This is a genomic window from Streptomyces sp. BK340 (assembly GCF_007827595.1).
Lineage (GTDB): Bacteria > Actinomycetota > Actinomycetes > Streptomycetales > Streptomycetaceae > Streptomyces.
In genome coordinates this window covers 1-17,718 of sequence record NZ_VISR01000011.1, presented here as the reverse complement: position 1 = coordinate 17,718, position 17,718 = coordinate 1, and the positions used below count along the sequence as shown (strand labels likewise).

Annotated in this window: 1 protein-coding gene (only partly in view); it reads left to right on the top strand. The window is 66.8% G+C overall.

Translation table 11 applies throughout. The annotated features are described in order from the left end of the window. Nucleotides 1–17,718, top strand: part of the annotated coding region (locus FB157_RS20455) for an EndoU domain-containing protein (protein WP_145881770.1) (this coding region is incomplete at its 3' end). Its footprint begins 25,374 nt before the window's first position; 17,718 of its 43,092 annotated nt are in view.

Sequence of the window (17,718 nt, the reverse complement as noted above, 5' to 3'; positions counted from 1 at the left end):
GTGTCCGAGTCCGTCGTGGACGCGGCGGAGGCACCGGAGAGCCCGGAGGTCCTCGACGCGCCGACGCAGGACGTGACGGAGCTCCTGGACGAGGTCAAGGCGCGGCTCGGCCAGGTGTGGGAGGGCGAGAGGATCTCCGACCGGCAGATCCTCAAGGCTCTGGGCGATCAGGCATGGCAGGACTTCGAACGGCTCGAGCCCGCGCTGGAAACAGCCGGCGAACTGCCCGACGACTTCGAGCTGTGGGCCAGGCTGCTGGAGAGCGATGCCACGGTGGTCACGTTCCTGGGGAACGCGAGGGGCCGCAAGGCGGCCAAGTGGTCTCCTGGCATGGTCGAGGAGCGGGCGAAGGTCCTGCTGGACGCGGGCCACGCATTGGTGTATAGCGGGCGATTGTCCACGACGGCGTTCAAGCGCCGCGTGGTTGAGCTGGAGAAGGCCGTCAATTCAGGCAGGGGCGGCCCCCTGCACAAGGCTGCTGTGAAGATGCTGCAGACCGATATGCGCATGGTCGACGCATATGAGGACCTGACGAAGTATTCCTCTGCAGATCTCACGCGGGACCTGAAGGCGATGGAGGATGCCGCCGCGCAGCTGCACGGCGGCCGGTGGGCTTCCCGCGACCGGATCATGGAGAAGCTGTACCTCCTGTACGAGCTGGCCGCCACCGTGACCAGCAAGGAGGCCGCGGACCGGGCTGTGCAGAGGATCGGTCTGATTGTTCACGCTATGACCTGGGAGCGCCGCGACAGAGGCGCGGTGACGAGCCCGAGAGGCTTCAGCCTTCGGCTCAACTATGTGGCGACGTTCTCCGCCGTCGTCTTGACGGTCGGCGTGCGCATGCTGCACGGAAGCGTGCTGGCTCCGGAGAAGCTCGACCGCTACCTGGAGGAGATATCGCAGGACCTCGAGTCGCTGGGCCGCTTCGCCAAACTCACGTCGGACGAGGACTCCGCGACGACCGTGGAGGGGTACAAGCGACGGATGCAGCTCGTGAGATCCGACCGGGCCATGCACGACAGGCAGTCCGTTTCCCATCAGAAGGGGCGCCTTGAGCGGATCGACTGGATCGTGGACAAGATCCGTGACATCGACTGGCACACGGTCCCGCCGCAGACGGTACTGGGGCGCACAGCGGAACTGCGCCGTGTCGCCAGGCTGTCCCAGGTGGAGCAGCAGATGCTCGATCTGGCGGACGCAAAGGCCGCACTCCTCGGCGCCGCGCCCGACAACCGGCGGGATGCCGTAACGGCACTTCTCGGCACGTTCGAGAACTCCGCGGTCGAGGTGCTCAGGGCCGGTTTGGTTGATCCGCGGGACATCGTCCACTGGCTCGCCACGACCGAGCGGCTGGTTACGACCGCGAAAGACCTGTCCGACTCGGAGCGTGAGGGCTTCCGGCTCAGGCTGACGACCCTTCGCGCGACCCTGGGCAGGGCGATCTGGGAGAACCCGCAGCTGCTGTTCAAGTACTCGTCGACCAGTCGGTTGCACAACGGGAACAGACTGCATGGACGTGCTGAGTTCCTGCTTCTGTTCGCATCTGACCTCATCACCGCCGGAGTGTGGACCTCGGGTGAGATCAGCCAGAAGTTCGATGAGCTGCTCGGTGAACTGGCGAGGTTCAACGCGCCAGTGCTCCGTAAGAGGATTCAGGAGAGCAAGGTCCTGGCGAGCGCGCTCTCGCTCCCGGCGGGAGCGAGACTGAGGTTCCTCGAGAAGGTCGGAGTGCAGTGGGCGTGGGATTCCTTCTGGGACGAGACGACCGACTGGCGTCCGCTCTACCTGGATGAGTGGCTGCGCCGTATCGAAGAGCCCGGATCCGGGGAGTCGTCGCTGGACGGGGACGAACGGAGCAAGCTCCAGGATCTGCTGGTCAAGGTCGGGAAGGCAGCCGGCGCAGCCGTAGGACAGCGGCCGAGCCTCGAAGAGGCATCACGGGGACTCGATAAGCAGCGTCCGTACCCGCTCAACTGGACAGGTGCCTCGGGCGGCATCGACTCATTCACCGTCGACCGTGTGGACGTGGCGTTTGCCCGTGCAAACATGATGCACGGAGCGGGGAGGCTGCTCACGGGCGAGTACGGCGCTGTGACGCCGAGACTCCTCGCCGACCTGACCGGATCGCTGCTCAAGTCGCTGCCCAGCATGGTCGCCAGCCGGACGGCACGCGTTGTACTCGAACGACAGATCGACCTGCTCGAACTGAACGTGCGGCACGCCGGGCCTTTCGAGGAGTACGTAACACACGGAATCGGCTTGATCCGCGCTGAACTGGAACTGCTCAGTGCCGACCGCGACGGGACCCAGCTGCCGTCGGAGGAACTGCGGCGACTGCGCGACGACCAGCAGCGACACATCGCCGACCTGGTCGAACTCGGTGCCTTCGCCATCGTCCCGGGGTGGACGCAGGAGGTGCGGGAGTTCCCGTGGGGTTCGGTGGAGGTTTCGGAGCACCCGCAGGCGCTTATGCTGCTGGGTGCCCAGGATGCCCGGACCGCAACGCGGTATTTGTACAAGGCGCGTTGGTTCCGTGATGTCCAGCAGTCGGACGGCGAAAGCACCTTGACGGTGTTCGTGCGGGGCGTGGCTGACGGCTCGAAGGGGTTCTGGCTGGCTCACGACGGCACCGGGTTGGAGCACCGGTCGCTGGACGAGCTCCACGAGGTGATCACGAGTTCGGCCGCCTGGCAGCAGAGCGGCGGCCGGGACCTGCTGGTGGTCTCCATTGGCGCGGGTGTGGACGTCCAGAAGATATCCGCGAAGTTCGATCGCATGGTGACGGCACCGTTCGGAAGCGAGGGGCTGTTCGAGGACGGCACGGTCCGTCACCTGAACGATGACGGGTCGATTCAGGAGCGGGACGCGCAGGGCTCGGTGCGCGATGGTGACGAGGGTGGCCGCTGGCTGGTCTCGGTGCCCGAGGGAGTGGGCGGTCCCTGGGAGATCGTCGAGGACTTCGGCCACGAGCTGCCCTTCCAGCGACCCACCACCCCGGACGAGCAGACCGCCGGGCCGACGCTCGGCTCCGACGGCGACGAGGCCGAGCTCCTCTCGTCACAGGTCCTGGATGGACTTGAGTCCGCGCTCCGCGATGTGTGGGACGGCGACGGAGTCACCGACCCGCAGCAGCTCGTGCTGCTGGCCGAGCGCGGTCGTACGGACTTCGAACGGCTCGATGACACGCTGGAACTGGACCATGAGCAGATACCGGACTTCGAAGCCCGGTCGAAGCTGCTGAAGAGTGACCTCGCGGTGGTCACGCATCTGGGCGGACCACAGGGCCACGAGGCGCCCAAGTGGTCTCCTGGCATGGCCGAGGAGCGGGCGAAGGTCCTCCTGGACGCCGGACACACCCTGGTGCGCCGCGGCCAGCTGCCGCCAGCCGCTTTCAAACGCCGCGTCGTCGAGCTGCAGAACGCCCTTGACGCGAGCGGAAGCGGTCCCCTGCAGCAGGCGGCTCTGAAGTTCCTGCGGGCCGGCCTGAGTATGGCCGAAGCTCTTGAGGACGGTGCCACCTACTCCTCGAAGGACCTGACGCGGGACCTGAAGGCGGTCCGGGACACCGCACCGTTGCTGGACGCAGCCGGGTGGCTTTCCCGTCGGCGGATCACGACGGAGCTGTTCGCGCTATACCAACTGGCGGACGCCAAGGTCGGGCGGGAAGCCGCCGACCAGGCCGTCCAGAAGCTCGCCATCGCGGTCGTCGGTACGAACTGGGACAGCCGCCATCTGAAAGTGTCACCAGGTGCCCTCGGCAACCCGGTTGACTTCGACGGACTGTTCACCTCTCTGCAGTCGAGCATGCTCCTCGCCTCCGGCGCCATGGTGATGCTCCAGCGAAACCTGATCAACCCCAAGCACATCGACCGGTTGCTGGAGGAGTACCAGCAGGAGTACCAGCGGCTGAGCGACTACGCGAACTCCTCCTCCGACAAGGCCCGACAGGGCGTCCTCGTCCAGGTCAAGAGGCAACTCGATACGCTCCGCTCCGACCGGTCGGTGACCGGCAAGGACGCCTTCGCCTCCGGATCCCAGCGGTCCGAACGCATCGATCGGATCCTGGACCTGATCCATACCGTCGACTGGCACAAGGTGCCCGCACAGACGGTCTTGGGACGCACCGCAGAGCTACGGCGCAAGGCCCCCACGCTCTCCCCGTCGGAGCTGAAGGCGCTCGACCTGGCCGACGCCAAAGCCACGCTGCTCGGTGCCGCGCCCGACGCGCGCCGGGAAGCCGCGGAGAGTTTGCTCGACCGCCTGGAGAACGACGCGGTCTCCGTACTCGACGCCGGTCTGCTCGATCCGCGTGACCTCGCGCAGTGGCTCGCCACGACCGAGCGGCTGGTGACGACCGCACAAGACCTGTCGGCCTCGCAGCGAGAGGCGCTGGGGCTTCGGCTGCGGACCCTGCGCGCGAACCTGGGCAGGACCCTCTGGGAGAATCCGGAGTCACTCCACAGGCAGCTCAGTGGGGACGGCACGGCCTGGAAGGTGATCGCGCGGTCGGAGTTCCTGCTGCTGTTCGCGCCGGACCTCGTCGAGACGGGAGTATGGACCCCGGGCGAGATCAGCCAGAAGTTCGACGAACTGCTCGCCGAAGCGGCACAGTACGACGCCCCTTCGCTCCGCAGGTTCGTCGGAGAGAACAAGCTCCTTGCCAATGCGCTGTCCTTCCCGGTCGCCCAGCGGCTGGCGTTCATCGAGAAACTCGGCCTTCAGTGGGTCGTGGACCACTTCTGGGACGGGACCGCCGGCTGGCGTGCCCTCTACCTCGAGGAATGGCTGCGCCGGATCGACCCCCCCGGCTCGGCACCTTTGACCGGGCAGGAGCGTGCCAAGCTTCAGGAACTGCTGACCACGCTCGCGCCGTCGGTCACTAGCTCCGTCCAGAGCCGGCTGGACCTCGTAGAGGCGTCACCAGGGATCAACCGGTCTCCTCGGCCGATCGTCCCCTGGGAGATCCCCACGAGCAGCCTCGACTCCGGGACCGGCGGAAGCCTGGAGACGTTGAACGCATGGAACACCCTGCTGTATGAGACGGCGCACCTGCTCACCGGCGAGTACGGTGCGGTGCCGCCCAACACGGTCCTCGTCATGACGGGGAACCTGCTCAGACGTCTGCCCGACCTCATCACCGGCAACACCCCCCGCAGCCTGATCGAGCGGCAGATCGAGCTGCTCGAGCGGCACGCACCCCAGACCGGCCCCCAGCAGCAGCGGATCCTCCACGGAGCGGGACTGATCCGGGCCCAGCTGGACCTGCTCAGCGCAGAACGGGACGGGCGCCAGCTGCCCGAGACCGACTTGCAGCGACTGAACCAGGAGCGGCACAGTCACATCGCCGCGCTGGTCGAGCTCGGAGTCCTGCCGTCCGACGCGCTGACGGGGACCGGGAACGCCGGCCACGTTGCCTCTGCGCAGGAGTCCGAGGCTTCTCAGTCCGTCTCCACGACCTCCGGGCTGAAGGGCCTGGACGGGCGCCCGCCGTTGGTCTTCGACGGGCCGTCGCAGGTCGGACCGGGGAGCGCATCGGATGCCGGGACCGGGACCGGGGCCGGCGGTGAGATCGTTGCGGGTTGGTCGCAGGAGGTGCGGGAGTTCTCGTGGGGTTCGGTGCAGGTGTCGGAGCATTCGGATGCTCTGGTGCTGCTGGGTGAGGGGGAGGCGCGGGCTGCTGCGCGGTATCTGCAGAACGCGGAGTGGTTCGGGTCGGCCGGCAGTGGTGAGTCGCTGACGGTGTTCGTGCGGGGTTCGGCGGATCGTTCGAAGGGGTTCTGGCAGGCGGCGACGGGCAACGGGTTGGAGTACCGGTCGCTGGATGAGCTGCATGAGGTGATCACCAGCTCGGCTGCCTGGCGGGAGAGTGGTGGCCGGGATCTGTTGCTGGTCTCGTGTTATGCGGGCGTGGACGTCGAGGTGTTGTCGGCGCGGTTCGGGCGGGTGGTGACGGCTCCGTTCGGGAAGGAGGGGTTGTTCGAGGACGGCTCGGTTCGTCACCTGGGCGATGAGGGGTCGGTTGAGGTCCGGGATGCGCAGGGGTCGGTGCGTGATGGTGACGAGGGTGGCCGCTGGCTGGTCTCGGTGCCGGACGGGACGGACGGTTCCTGGGAGATCGTCGAGGACTTCGGAAACGAGCTGCCCTTCCAGCAGGGAGCGGACGCGTCCGGTGCCGTACTCGCCTTCGACGACGAGATCGAGTTCCGGTCGTCGGTCTGGCTGAACGACCATGTCCGCAACGGGCATGTGGACTACGACCACGAGGCGGGCGGCAAGACGCTCCGGGGCCTGCACATCTGGCGTCGCGAGCTGGCGAACCGTTACCGGCTGCAGAGTGTGGAGGGGCGGTGGTCGAAGGAGAATCCTGCGGCCAACGGCCGGTTCGTAGCGAATGTCCATCCTGCCGAGGGTGCGCGGGTGCGGTTCCAGCCCAAGCCGGTGAACCTGTTCTTCCCTGAAGGGCTGAGTTACCAGCAGGCGAAGCAGTCGGCGCAGGACGCGCTGGCCTATGCGCAGTTGCACGATGGTCTGCATGAGACCACGACAGGTGTCGGTGGCGTCCGGTGGGAGGGCAAGGACCGGTACGGCAACTGGCTGGGCGGTTTCCTCAACGCGGCGAACAAGGTGTCGTCGTTCTTCCCAGTCGACCGTGATCCTGAGCCGGAGCCCGGCGCCCCGGAGAACCTGTGGACGGTGCTCACGCAGCAGCGGCGGGACGCGGCGCAGCGGAACGCGAGCCAGAGCGTGGTGACGTCTGAGAGGTCGGACACGCAAACCTCGTCCGAGACCGTCGTCGCTGACTCCGACGTGTCCGGGGCCACCCTGCACGGGCCCCAGGTGAACGTGCCGGAGGCGCCCGTGGTGCAGGGCCCGCCGGCCAAGGACGTGGCGGGGCAGCTGGACGATGTGAAGGCGCTGCTCGGGCGGGTGTGGGAGGGCCAGAAGATCTCTGATCGGCAGGTCCTCCGGGACCTGGGCGAGCAAGCCTCGCAGCAGATCGATCAGCTCGACCAGGCGATGGAAACGGCTGACGAACTGCCTGATGCCTTCCAGGTGTGGGCCAGGCTGCTGGAGAGCGATGCCCTGGTCGTCGCGTTCCTGGGCGGGGCCAAGGGGAAGAAGGCGGCCAAGTGGCCCGCCGGCATGGTCGAGGAACGGGCGAAGGTCCTGCTGGACGCCGGCCATGCGCTGGTGTACAGCGGCCAGCTGTCCAAGGCGGGGTTCAAGGGACGCGTGCTGGAACTGGAGAACGCGCCCAAGACGGTCAAGAGCGGTCCCTTGCACGAGGCTGCCCTGAAGGTGCTGCGGACCGATGCGCGCATGGTCGACGCATGGGACGACGATGCGAACTACACCTCCGGTGACCTCGCGCGGGACCTGAAGTCGCTGGAGGACTCCGTCGCGCAGCTGTACGGCGGCGAGTGGGTTCCCTACGACCGGCTTCTGGAGAAGCTGTACCTGCTGTATGAGCTGTCGGTGACCAAGACCGGAACGGACAGCGCGGACCGGGCTGCGAAGACGCTCGGCGTAGTCGTCCACGACATGGCCTGGGCAGGACGTGCAAGAGGCGCGATCAGGACCTGGATCGACTTCCAGCAGCGGTACCAGAAGGTGTCGACGATCTCGAATGTCGCCCTGAGGATCGCCATGCGGATGCTGCACGGCGGGCTGCTGTCCCCGCAGAAGCTGGACCGCTTTCTGGAGGAGATCTCGCACGAGCACCAGCACCTGACGAATTTCGCCCAGGCGACGAAGGACCAGCACACTCTGACGACCGTCGAACAGCTCGGGTCACAGCTCAAGCTTGTGAGATCCGACCGGTCCATGAGCGACAGCCATGGCGTCGCCCGCCAGAAGGGGCGCCGTGAGCGCATCGAATGGATCGTGGACAAGGTCCGCGACATCGACTGGCACACGGTCCCGGCACAGACGGTACTGGGGCGCACGGCGCAGCTGCGCCGCATGGCCGCGCCGTCCCAGACCGAGCAACGGATTCTCGATCTGGCGGACGCGAAGGCCACCCTGCTCGGTGCCGCCCCGAACGGCCGACGGGATGCGATAGGAAGCCTCCTCGACGAGTTCGAGAACTCCGCGGTCGTCGTGCTCGAGGCGGGTCTGCTGGATCCGCGGGACCTGGTCCACTGGCTTGCCACGACCGAACGGCTGATGACGAGCGCCACGGGTCTGTCCGACTCGGAGCGTGCGGCGTTCAGCCTCCGCCTGGCGACCGTGCGCGCAAACCTGGGCAGGGCCATCTGGGAGAACCCCGGGCTGCTGTCTAAGCACGCCAAGACCAGCCAGCTGCACACAGGACACAAACTGCAGGGCCGCGCGGAGTTCCTGCTGCTGTTCGCGCCTGATCTCATCACCTCCGGGGTGTGGACCTCGAGTGAGATCAGCCAGAAGTTCGACACACTGCTCGGCGAAGCGGCGCGATACAACGCCCCGATCCTTCGCAAGAAGATCCAGGAAAGCAAGCTTCTGGCCAATGCGCTGTCCTTCCCGGCCCGACAGAAACTTGCATTCCTCGAGCGGCTGGGACTGCAGTGGGCAAATGATCACTTCTGGGACCAGCCCACGGACTGGCGTCCGCTCCATCTCGAGGAGTGGCTGCGGCGCATCGAAGAGTCCGACGAGGCGTCGGCACTGAGCCAGAAGGAACTGACCGGGCTTCAGGACCTGCAGATCGCGCTCGCACCGTCGGTGAGCCAGTCCGTGGGCACCCGGCCCAACCTCCAGGAGGCGTCTCCGGGGCTGGATGTGGAGACGTCCCCCACGGTCTACTGGGAGGAGCTTTCGGACGGCGTCCCCACCGACTACGACCGCGTGGATCTGGCGAAAGCTCGTAGCGGTCTGATGCATGAAGCGAGCGCAGTGCTCACGGGCGAGTACGGCGGCCTGCCGCCCAGGCTGCTCGCCGAGCTGACGGGATCGCTGCTCAAGAAGCTGCCGCTGCTGGTGGCCGGAAGCACGCCTCGCAGCCTGCTGGAACGGCAGATCGATCTGCTCCAACAGAACGTGCAGCACGCCGGCCCCTACGAGCAGCAGGTGACCCACGGACTGGGGCTGATCCGTGCCCAGTTGGATCTGCTCGTTGCCGACCGCGACGGGACCCAGCTGCCCGCAGAGCAGTTGAAGCAGCTGACCGACGCCCGGCAACAGCACGTCGACGAGCTCACCGAACTCGGCGTTCTTCCGACAGAGTCGGATACCGAATCGGAAGCCGAGACCGAGGATTTCGACGAGATCGTTGCGGGTTGGTCGCAGGAGGTGCGGGAGTTCTCGTGGGGTTCGGTGCAGGTGTCGGAGCATTCGGATGCTCTGGTGCTGCTGGGTGAGGGGGAGGCGCGGGCTGCTGCGCGGTATTTGCAGAATGCGGAGTGGTTCGGGTCGGCCGGCGGTCAGACCCTGACGGTCTTTGTGCGGGGTTCGGCGGATCGTTCGAGGGGGTTCTGGCAGGCGGCGACGGAGAACGGGGTGGAGTTCCGGTCGCTGGATGAGCTGCATGAGGTGATCACCAGCTCGGCTGCCTGGCGGGAGAGTGGTGGCCGGGATCTGTTGCTGGTCTCGTGCTACGCGGGCGTGGACGTCGAGGTTTTGTCGGCGCGGTTCGGCCGGATCGTGACGGCTCCGTTCGGGAAGGAGGGGTTGTTCGAGGACGGCTCGGTTCGTCACCTGGGCGATGAGGGGTCGGTTGAGGTCCGGGATGAGCAGGGGTCGGTGCGTGATGGTGACGAGGGCGGCCGCTGGCTGGTCTCGTTGCCGGAGGGTACGGACGGTTCCTGGGAGATCGTGGAGGACTTCGGACACGAGCTGCCCTTCCAGCAACCCACGACCTCGGACGAGGAGAGCGCCGGGCCGGTGCTCGTCTTCGACGGCGACGAGATCGAGTTCCTTTCGTCACCCTGGCTGTATGACCATGTGCGCAACGGCCACGTGGACAACGCCGAAGGCGGCGGGCAGACTCTGCGGGGTCTGCACATGTGGGACCGCCGGCTGGACGGGAAGTACCGTCTGGTGGACGTGCCGGGACGGTGGTCCAAGGAGGCCCCTGCCGGCAACGGCCGGTATGTGGCGGATGTCCATCCCGTGAAGGGGGGTGGCGTTCAGTTCCTTCCCAAGCGGAACAACACCTTCTTCCCGGACGCGCTGAGCTACGAGCGGGCCAAGGAGTCGGCCCGGGACGCGCTGGCGCATGCGCAGCTCCACGACAGCATCCATCCGGCCCGCACGGGAACCGGCCGCTGGTGGGAGGGCAAGGACCGGTACGGCAACTGGCTGGGCGGTTATCTGAACGCGGTGAACAAGGTGTCGTCGTTCTTCCCGCTCGACCGGGACCCGCAGCCGGAGCCCGGTGCCCCGGAGAACCTCTGGACGGTGCTCACAGAGCAGCGCCGGGACGCAGCGCGCCGGAACGAGACCCAGAGCGTGGCGAGTTCCACGACACCGGAGTCGCAGGCCACCTCCCACTCTGAGGTCGTCGACCCTGCCGCAACCCAAAACGCCGTGCCCGAGTCCGTCGTGGACGCGGCGGAGGTGCCGGAGGTTCAAGGCGGGCCGGAGCTGAGTGCGGCGCAGGTCCTGGACGGACTCGAGTCCGCGCTCCGCGATGTGTGGGACGGCGTCGGAGTCACCGACCGGCAGCAGCTCAAGCTGCTGGCCGAGCGTGGCCGGAGGGACTTTGATCGGCTCGATGACACCTTGGAACTGAACCAGGAGCGGATTCCGCGCTTCGAAGCCCGGGCGAAGCTGCTGGAGAGTGACCTTGCGGTGGTCACGCATCTGGGCGGGGGACGGGGCCGCAAGACGCCCAAGTGGTCTCCTGGCATGGTCGAGGAGCGGGCGAAGATCCTCCTCGACGCCGGACACACCCTCGTTTACAGCGGCCAGTTGCCGTTGAGCGGCTTCAAACGCCGTGTCGTCGAGCTACAGAACGCCCTTGGCGCGAGCGGAAGCGGTCCCCTGCACGAGGCGGCTCTGAAGTTCCTGCGGGCTGACCTGAGCGTGGCCGAATATCTTGCGAACGATGCCTCCTACTCCTCGCGGAGCCTGACGCGGGACCTGAAGGCGGTCCTGGAAGCCGCCCCGTTGCTGGACGCCGCCGAGTGGATTCCCTGGCAGCGACCTACGACGACGCTGTTCTCGCTCTACGTACTCGCGGACGCCAAGGCCGGGCGGGAAGCCGCTGACCAGGCTGTCCAGAAGATCGCCGCCGCGTTGCGGGCCAAGATCTGGGACCAGCGCCACCTCACGGTGCCACCGGGTGCCCTCGGCAACCCAGGCGACTTCGACAACCTGTTCCCCGCTCTGCAGTCGAGCGTGACCGAGTCCTTCGGCAACATGGTGGGGCTCCAGCACGAGCTGATCACCCTTCAGCAGGTGGACCGCTTCCTGGAGGAGTACTGGCAGGAGTACCAGCGGCTGAGCGACTACGCGGCTTCCTCCTCCGACGTCGCCCGCGAGTCCGTCCTCGTCCCGCTCAAGAAAGACCTCGAGACACTCCAGTCCGACCGGTCGTTGATCGGCAACACCCTCGCTTCCAGGAAGCAGCGGTCCAAGCGCATCGCCCGGATCCTGGACCAGGTTCCCGCCGTCAACTGGAGCAAGGTGCCCGCGCAGAGGGTCCTGGGGCGAACCGCGGAGCTACGGCAGAAGGTCCCCGCGCTCTCCGCGGCGGAGCGGAGCGTGCTCGACCTGGCCGATGCCATGGCCACGCTGCTCGGTGCCGCGCCCGACGCGCGCCGGGGAGCCGCGGAGTGGTTGTTCGACCGCCTGGAGAACGACGCGGTCTCCGCACTCGACTCCGGTCTGCTGGATCCGCGTGACCTCGCGCAGTGGATCGCCATGACCGAACGGCTGCTGACCACCGCACAAGACCTGTCGGCCTCGCAGCGAGAGGCGCTGGGGCTTCGGCAGCAGACCGTTCGCGCGAACCTGGCCAGGACCCTCTGGGAGAATCCGGCGTCTCTCCTCAAGCAGATCGCCAAGGACGAGATTCTCTGGAGGATCATCTCTCGAACAGAGTTCGTGCTGCTGTTCGTGCCTGACCTGCTCGCGACGGGAACATGGACCCCGGGCGAGATCAGCCAGAAGTTCGACGAAGTGCTCGCCGAAGTGGCGCGGTACAACTCTCCTACGCTCCGCAAGATCATCGGAGAGTACAAGCTCCTTGCCAATGCGCTGTCCTTCCCGGTCGCCCAGCGGCTTGCGTTCATCGACAGGCTTGGCCAGAAGTGGGTTTCAGAGCCCTTCCGGAATGAGCGCGCCGGCTGGCGTGCCCTCTATCTCGAGGAATGGCTGCGCCGGATCGGCACCTCCGGCTCGGCACCCTTGAGTGGGCAGGAGCGAGCCAAGCTCCAGGAACTGCTCACCACGATCGCACCGTATGTCGGTATGTCCGTCCTGTTCCGTCAGGACCTCACAGAGGCGTCACCAGGGACCAACCTGCCCGCTCCGACGGTCGTCCAGTGGGAAATCCCCACGAGCAGCCTCGCTTCCGCGACCGGCGGAAGCCTGGAGACGTTGGAAGCGTGGAACGCCCTGCTGTATGAGACGGGGCACCTGCTCACCGGCGAGTACGGTGCGGTGCCACCGAACATGGTCCTCGCCCTGACGGGGAACCTGCTCAAGCGTCTGCCCGACTTGATCAGGGGTAGCACTCCCGTCAACCTGATCGATCGGCAGATCCAGCTGCTCGAACAGCACGCGCCCCAGACCGGCCTCCAGCGGGAGCGGATACTGCACGGAGTCCGACTGATCCGGGCCCAGTTCGTCCTGCTCACCGAGGAACGCGACGGGGGCTTGCTGTCCGGCGCGGAACTGCGGGTGCTGCACGAGGAGAGGCGCCGCCACATCGCGGCCCTGGTGGAACTCGGCGTGCTCCCGTCTGACGCGCTGACGGTGACCGGGAACGCCGGCCACTTTGCTTCTGCGCAGCAATCCGAGGTTCCTCAGTCCATCTCCACGACCTCCGGGCCGGAGGCCGGCGGTGAGATCGTTGCGGGTTGGTCGCAGGAGGTGCGGGAGTTCTCGTGGGGTTCGGTGCAGGTGTCGGAGCATTCGGATGCTCTGGTGCTGCTGGGTGAGGGGGAGGCGCGGGCTGCTGCGCGGTATCTGCAGAACGCGGAGTGGTTCGGGTCGGCCGGCAGTGGTGAGTCGCTGACGGTGTTCGTGCGGGGTTCGGCGGATCGTTCGAAGGGGTTCTGGCAGGCGGCGACGGGCAACGGGTTGGAGTACCGGTCGCTGGATGAGCTGCATGAGGTGATCACCAGCTCGGCTGCCTGGCGGGAGAGTGGTGGCCGGGATCTGTTGCTGGTCTCGTGTTATGCGGGCGTGGACGTCGAGGTTTTGTCGGCGCGGTTCGGGCGGGTGGTGACGGCTCCGTTCGGGAAGGAGGGGTTGTTCGAGGACGGCTCGGTTCGTCACCTGGGCGATGAGGGGTCGGTTGAGGTCCGGGATGAGCAGGGGTCGGTGCGTGATGGTGACGAGGGTGGCCGCTGGCTGGTCTCGGTGCCGGACGGGACGGATGGTTCCTGGGAGATCGTGGAGGACTTCGGACACGAGCTGCCCTTCCAGCAACCCATGACCTCGGACGAGCAGAGCGCCGAGCCTGCGTTTGTCTTCGACGACGGTGAGGAGATCGAGTTCCTTTCGTCGCCCTGGCTGTACGACCATGTGCGCAACGGACATGTGGACTACGACTCCGCGGTCGGCGGGCAGACTCTGCGGGGTCTGCATCTGTGGGACCGACGGCTGGGCGGGAAGTACCGTCTGGAGGACGTGCCCGGACGGTGGTCCAAGGAGGCCCCTGCCGGCAACGGCCGGTATGTGGCGGATGTCCATCCCGTGCAGGGGCGCGGTGTTCAGTTCCTTCCCAAGCGCAACAACGCGTTCTTCCCGGACGCGCTGACATACCAGCAGGCGAAGCAGTCGGCGCAGGATGCGCTGGCTTACGCGCAGTCGCACGATGGCCTGCGCGAAACCACGACAGGTGCCGGTGGCCGCTGGTGGGAGGGCAAGGACCGGTACGGCAACTGGCTGGGCGGTTATCTGAACGCGGTGAACAAGGTGTCGTCGTTCTTCCCGCTTGACCGGGACCCGCAGCCGGAGCCCGGCGCCCCGGAGAACCTGTGGAGCGTGCTCACGCGGCAGCGCCGGGACGCGGCGCAGCGGAACGAGAGCCAGGGTGTGGTGACTCCCGTGGCGACGAAGTCGCAGGCCACTTCCCGGCCGGTGGCGGTCGACCCTGCCGCACCCCATAACGCCGTGCCCGAGTCCGTCGTGGACGCGGCGGAGGTGCCGGAGGTTCAGGACGGGCCGGAGCTGAGTGCGGTAGAAGTCGTGGACGGACTCGAGTCCGCGCTCCGCGATGTGTGGGACGGCGACGGAGTCACCGACCGGCAGCAGCTCAAGCTGCTGGCCGAGCGTGGCCGGAGCGACTTCGAACGGCTCGATGACACGTTGGAACTGGACCAGGAGCGGATTCCGCTCTTCGAAGCCCGGGCGAAGCTGCTGGAGAGTGACCTTGCGGTGGTCACGCATCTGGGCGGGGGACGGGGCCGCAAGACGCCCAAGTGGTCTCCTGGCATGGTCGAGGAGCGGGCGAAGATCCTCCTCGACGCCGGACACACCCTCGTTTACAGCGGCCAGTTGTCGTGGGCAGCTTTCAAACGCCGTGTCGTCGAGCTGGAGAAAGCCCTCAACGCGAGCGGAAGCGGTCCCCTGCACCAGGCGGCTCTGAAGTTCCTGCGGGCTGACATGAGCCTGGACGAATCCCTTGAGGGCGGTGTCTCCTACTCCTCGAAGGACCTGACGCGGGACCTGAAGGCGGTCCTGAACGCCGCACCGTTGCTGGACGAAGCCGGGTGGGTTTCCCATCGGCGGACTACGGCGACGCTGTTCGCGCTGTACGCACTCGCGGACACCAAGGTCGGGCGGGACGCCGCTGACCAGACCGTGCAGAAGATCTCCCCTGTGGTCATCGGCATGATCTGGCACATCCGCCACCTGACGGTGCCTCCGGGTGCCCTCAGCAACCCAGCCGATTTCAAGCACCTGTTCGCATCTCTGGACACGAACATCACTGTCGCCTTCGGCAGTATGATGATGCTCCAGCGTAAGCTGATCACCACTCAGCAGATGGACCGCTTCCTTGAGGATTACTGGCGGGAGTACCAGCGGCTGAGTGACTACGCGAACTCTCTTTCCGACGAGGCCCACCAGGGCCTCGTGCATCTCAAGAGGCAACTCGACAGGCTCCAGTCCGACCGGTCGGTGATCGGCAAGGACACCCTCGCCTCCCGGAAGCAGCGGTCCGAACGCATCGCTCGGATCCTGAGCCAGGTCCATGCCGTCGACTGGCGCACGGTGCCCGCGCAGACGGTCTTGGGACGCACCGCCGAGCTACGGCGTAAGGCCCCTACGCTCTCCCCGTCGGAGCGGAGGGTGCTCGACCTGGCCGATGCCATGGCCACGCTGCTGGGTGCCGCGCCCGATGCGCGCCGGGAGGCCGCGGAGAGGTTGTTCGACCGCCTGGAGGACGACCCGGTCTCCGTACTCGACGCCGGTCTGCTGGATCCGCGTGACCTCGCGCGGTGGATCGCCATGACCGAACGGCTGGTGACGACCGCACAAGACCTGTCGGCCTCGCAGCGAGAGGCGCTGGGGCTTCGGCTGCGGACCCTGCGCGCGAACCTGGGCAGGACCCTCTGGGAGAATCCGGAGTCTCTCTTCAAGCAGATCAGCAGTGGCGCAATAGTCTGGAGGCTGATCACTCGATCGGAGTTCCTGCTGCTGTTCGCACCGGACCTGGTCGCGGAGGGAGTATGGACCCCGGGTGAGATCAGTCAGAAGTTCGACGAACTGCTCGCCGAAGCGGCGCGGCAGGGCGCTGCTGTGCTCCGCCAGTTCATGGGGGAGAACAAGCTTCTCGCCAATGCGCTGTCCTTCCCGGTCGCCCAGCGGCTTGCGTTCATCGACAGGCTCGGCAAGAAGTGGGTTTCAGAGCCCCTCCGGAGTGAGCCCTCCGGCTGGCGTGCCCTCTATCTCGAGGAATGGCTGCGCCGGATCGACACCTCCGACTCGGCACCTTTGACCGGGCAGGAGCGAGCCAAGCTTCAGGAACTGCTGACCACGATCGCACCGTATGTCAATGAGTCCGTCCAGAGTCGGACGGATCTTGCAGAGGCGTCACCAGGGATCAGTGTGTCCGCTCCGCCGGTCCTCCAGTGGGCGATCCCCACGAGCAGCCTCGGCTCCGCGACCGGCGGAAGCCTGGCTACAGTGATCGCGTGGAACGCCATGCTGTATGAGACGGCGTACCTGCTCACCGGCGAGTACGGTGCGGTGTCACCCCACACGGTCTTCGTCACGACGGGGAAACTACTCGGGCGCCTGCCCACGCTGATCACCGGCGGCACTCCCCCCAGCGTGATCGAGCGGCAGATCCAGCTGCTCGAGCGGCACGCCCCCCAGACCGGCCCCCACCAGCAGCGGATCATCCACGGAGTCCGACTGATCCGGGCCCAGTTGGCCCTGCTCAGCGCAGAACGGGATGGGCGCCAACTGCCCGAGACCGACTTGCAGCGACTGAACCAGGAGCGGCACAGTCACATCGCGGCCCTGGTGGAACTCGGTGTGTTCCCGTCCGACGCGCTGACGAAGACGGCGGGTGCCGAGCAGGGGTCCGGACCAGCGCCACACCAGCCGGAACCTCCGCAGGAGAGCACCACGGAGGAGAACGGCACCCCGGCACCGCCCGCGACGGCGACGACCACGCCCCCGACGAGCGGCGGACCGGTGACTCACCCGGAGACATCGGAGCCTGCCCACGACTCGGTGCGGCACGACAACCCCTTGCCTCAGGAACGACGCGAACCGGGCTCCACCGCCAATGCCGGCTCGTCTGGCACGGTCCGTGCGAACGGGTCATCGGGCCGACGCTTCGGCGGCCTGACCCGATGGCCTTTCGGCCGTTCCTCCAGGACCGATGCGCCGACGCTGCCGAACAGTGTGCAGAAGGGGCGCGGTCACGAGGGACTGGTCGTCGGCCAGGCTGGGCTGGACGTCTTCGATTTCGAGAAGTTCAGCACCGCATCCGGTCACGCGGTCGCCCTCTCCTTCGACACGGAGACCGCAAACGATCGTCGTCGCGAAGGAAATTTCTGGACGTCGTTCCACACTGACGGGGGGTCGGTGTTCCGTCTGGTCGATGACCAGGGCCGCGGCATACCAGGTGAATTGCATCGGCTGCCCTGGGTGGTCGTTCACGGTGAGCAGAAGCCCACCGTGTACCTCTCGGTGCACGGAAATCCGGAGTCCATCCGCCTTCAGCTATCGACCGGACGTGACGGTTCCCGGAGCGCTCAGGTCATGGGCGAGCATCTGGCCTCGATGGTGAAGCCGATGCTGCCCGGGATCCGGCAGGAGCTTGGGGTGGCGGACGACGAAGAGGTGATCTTCGTTCTCGCCGGCTGCAGACTGGGAGGAGAAATCCTCCAGGCCGAGGTGGCGGCTCAAGGGTTCGCCAACGGGCTGCGGGACGTGAACCACACGACGTACGCGAGTCCGCACGTGGTGTGGGTCGGTACCAGTGGATTGGGCGTCCAGGCACCGTCCGGTACGCGTGATGCGTGGCTGGCGTTCAAGGCGGTGGAGCAGGGTCCGGCGAGGCCGACCGTGCTGAACCCCGCCGATCGGGTCGTGTCGCTGAAGGCGAGC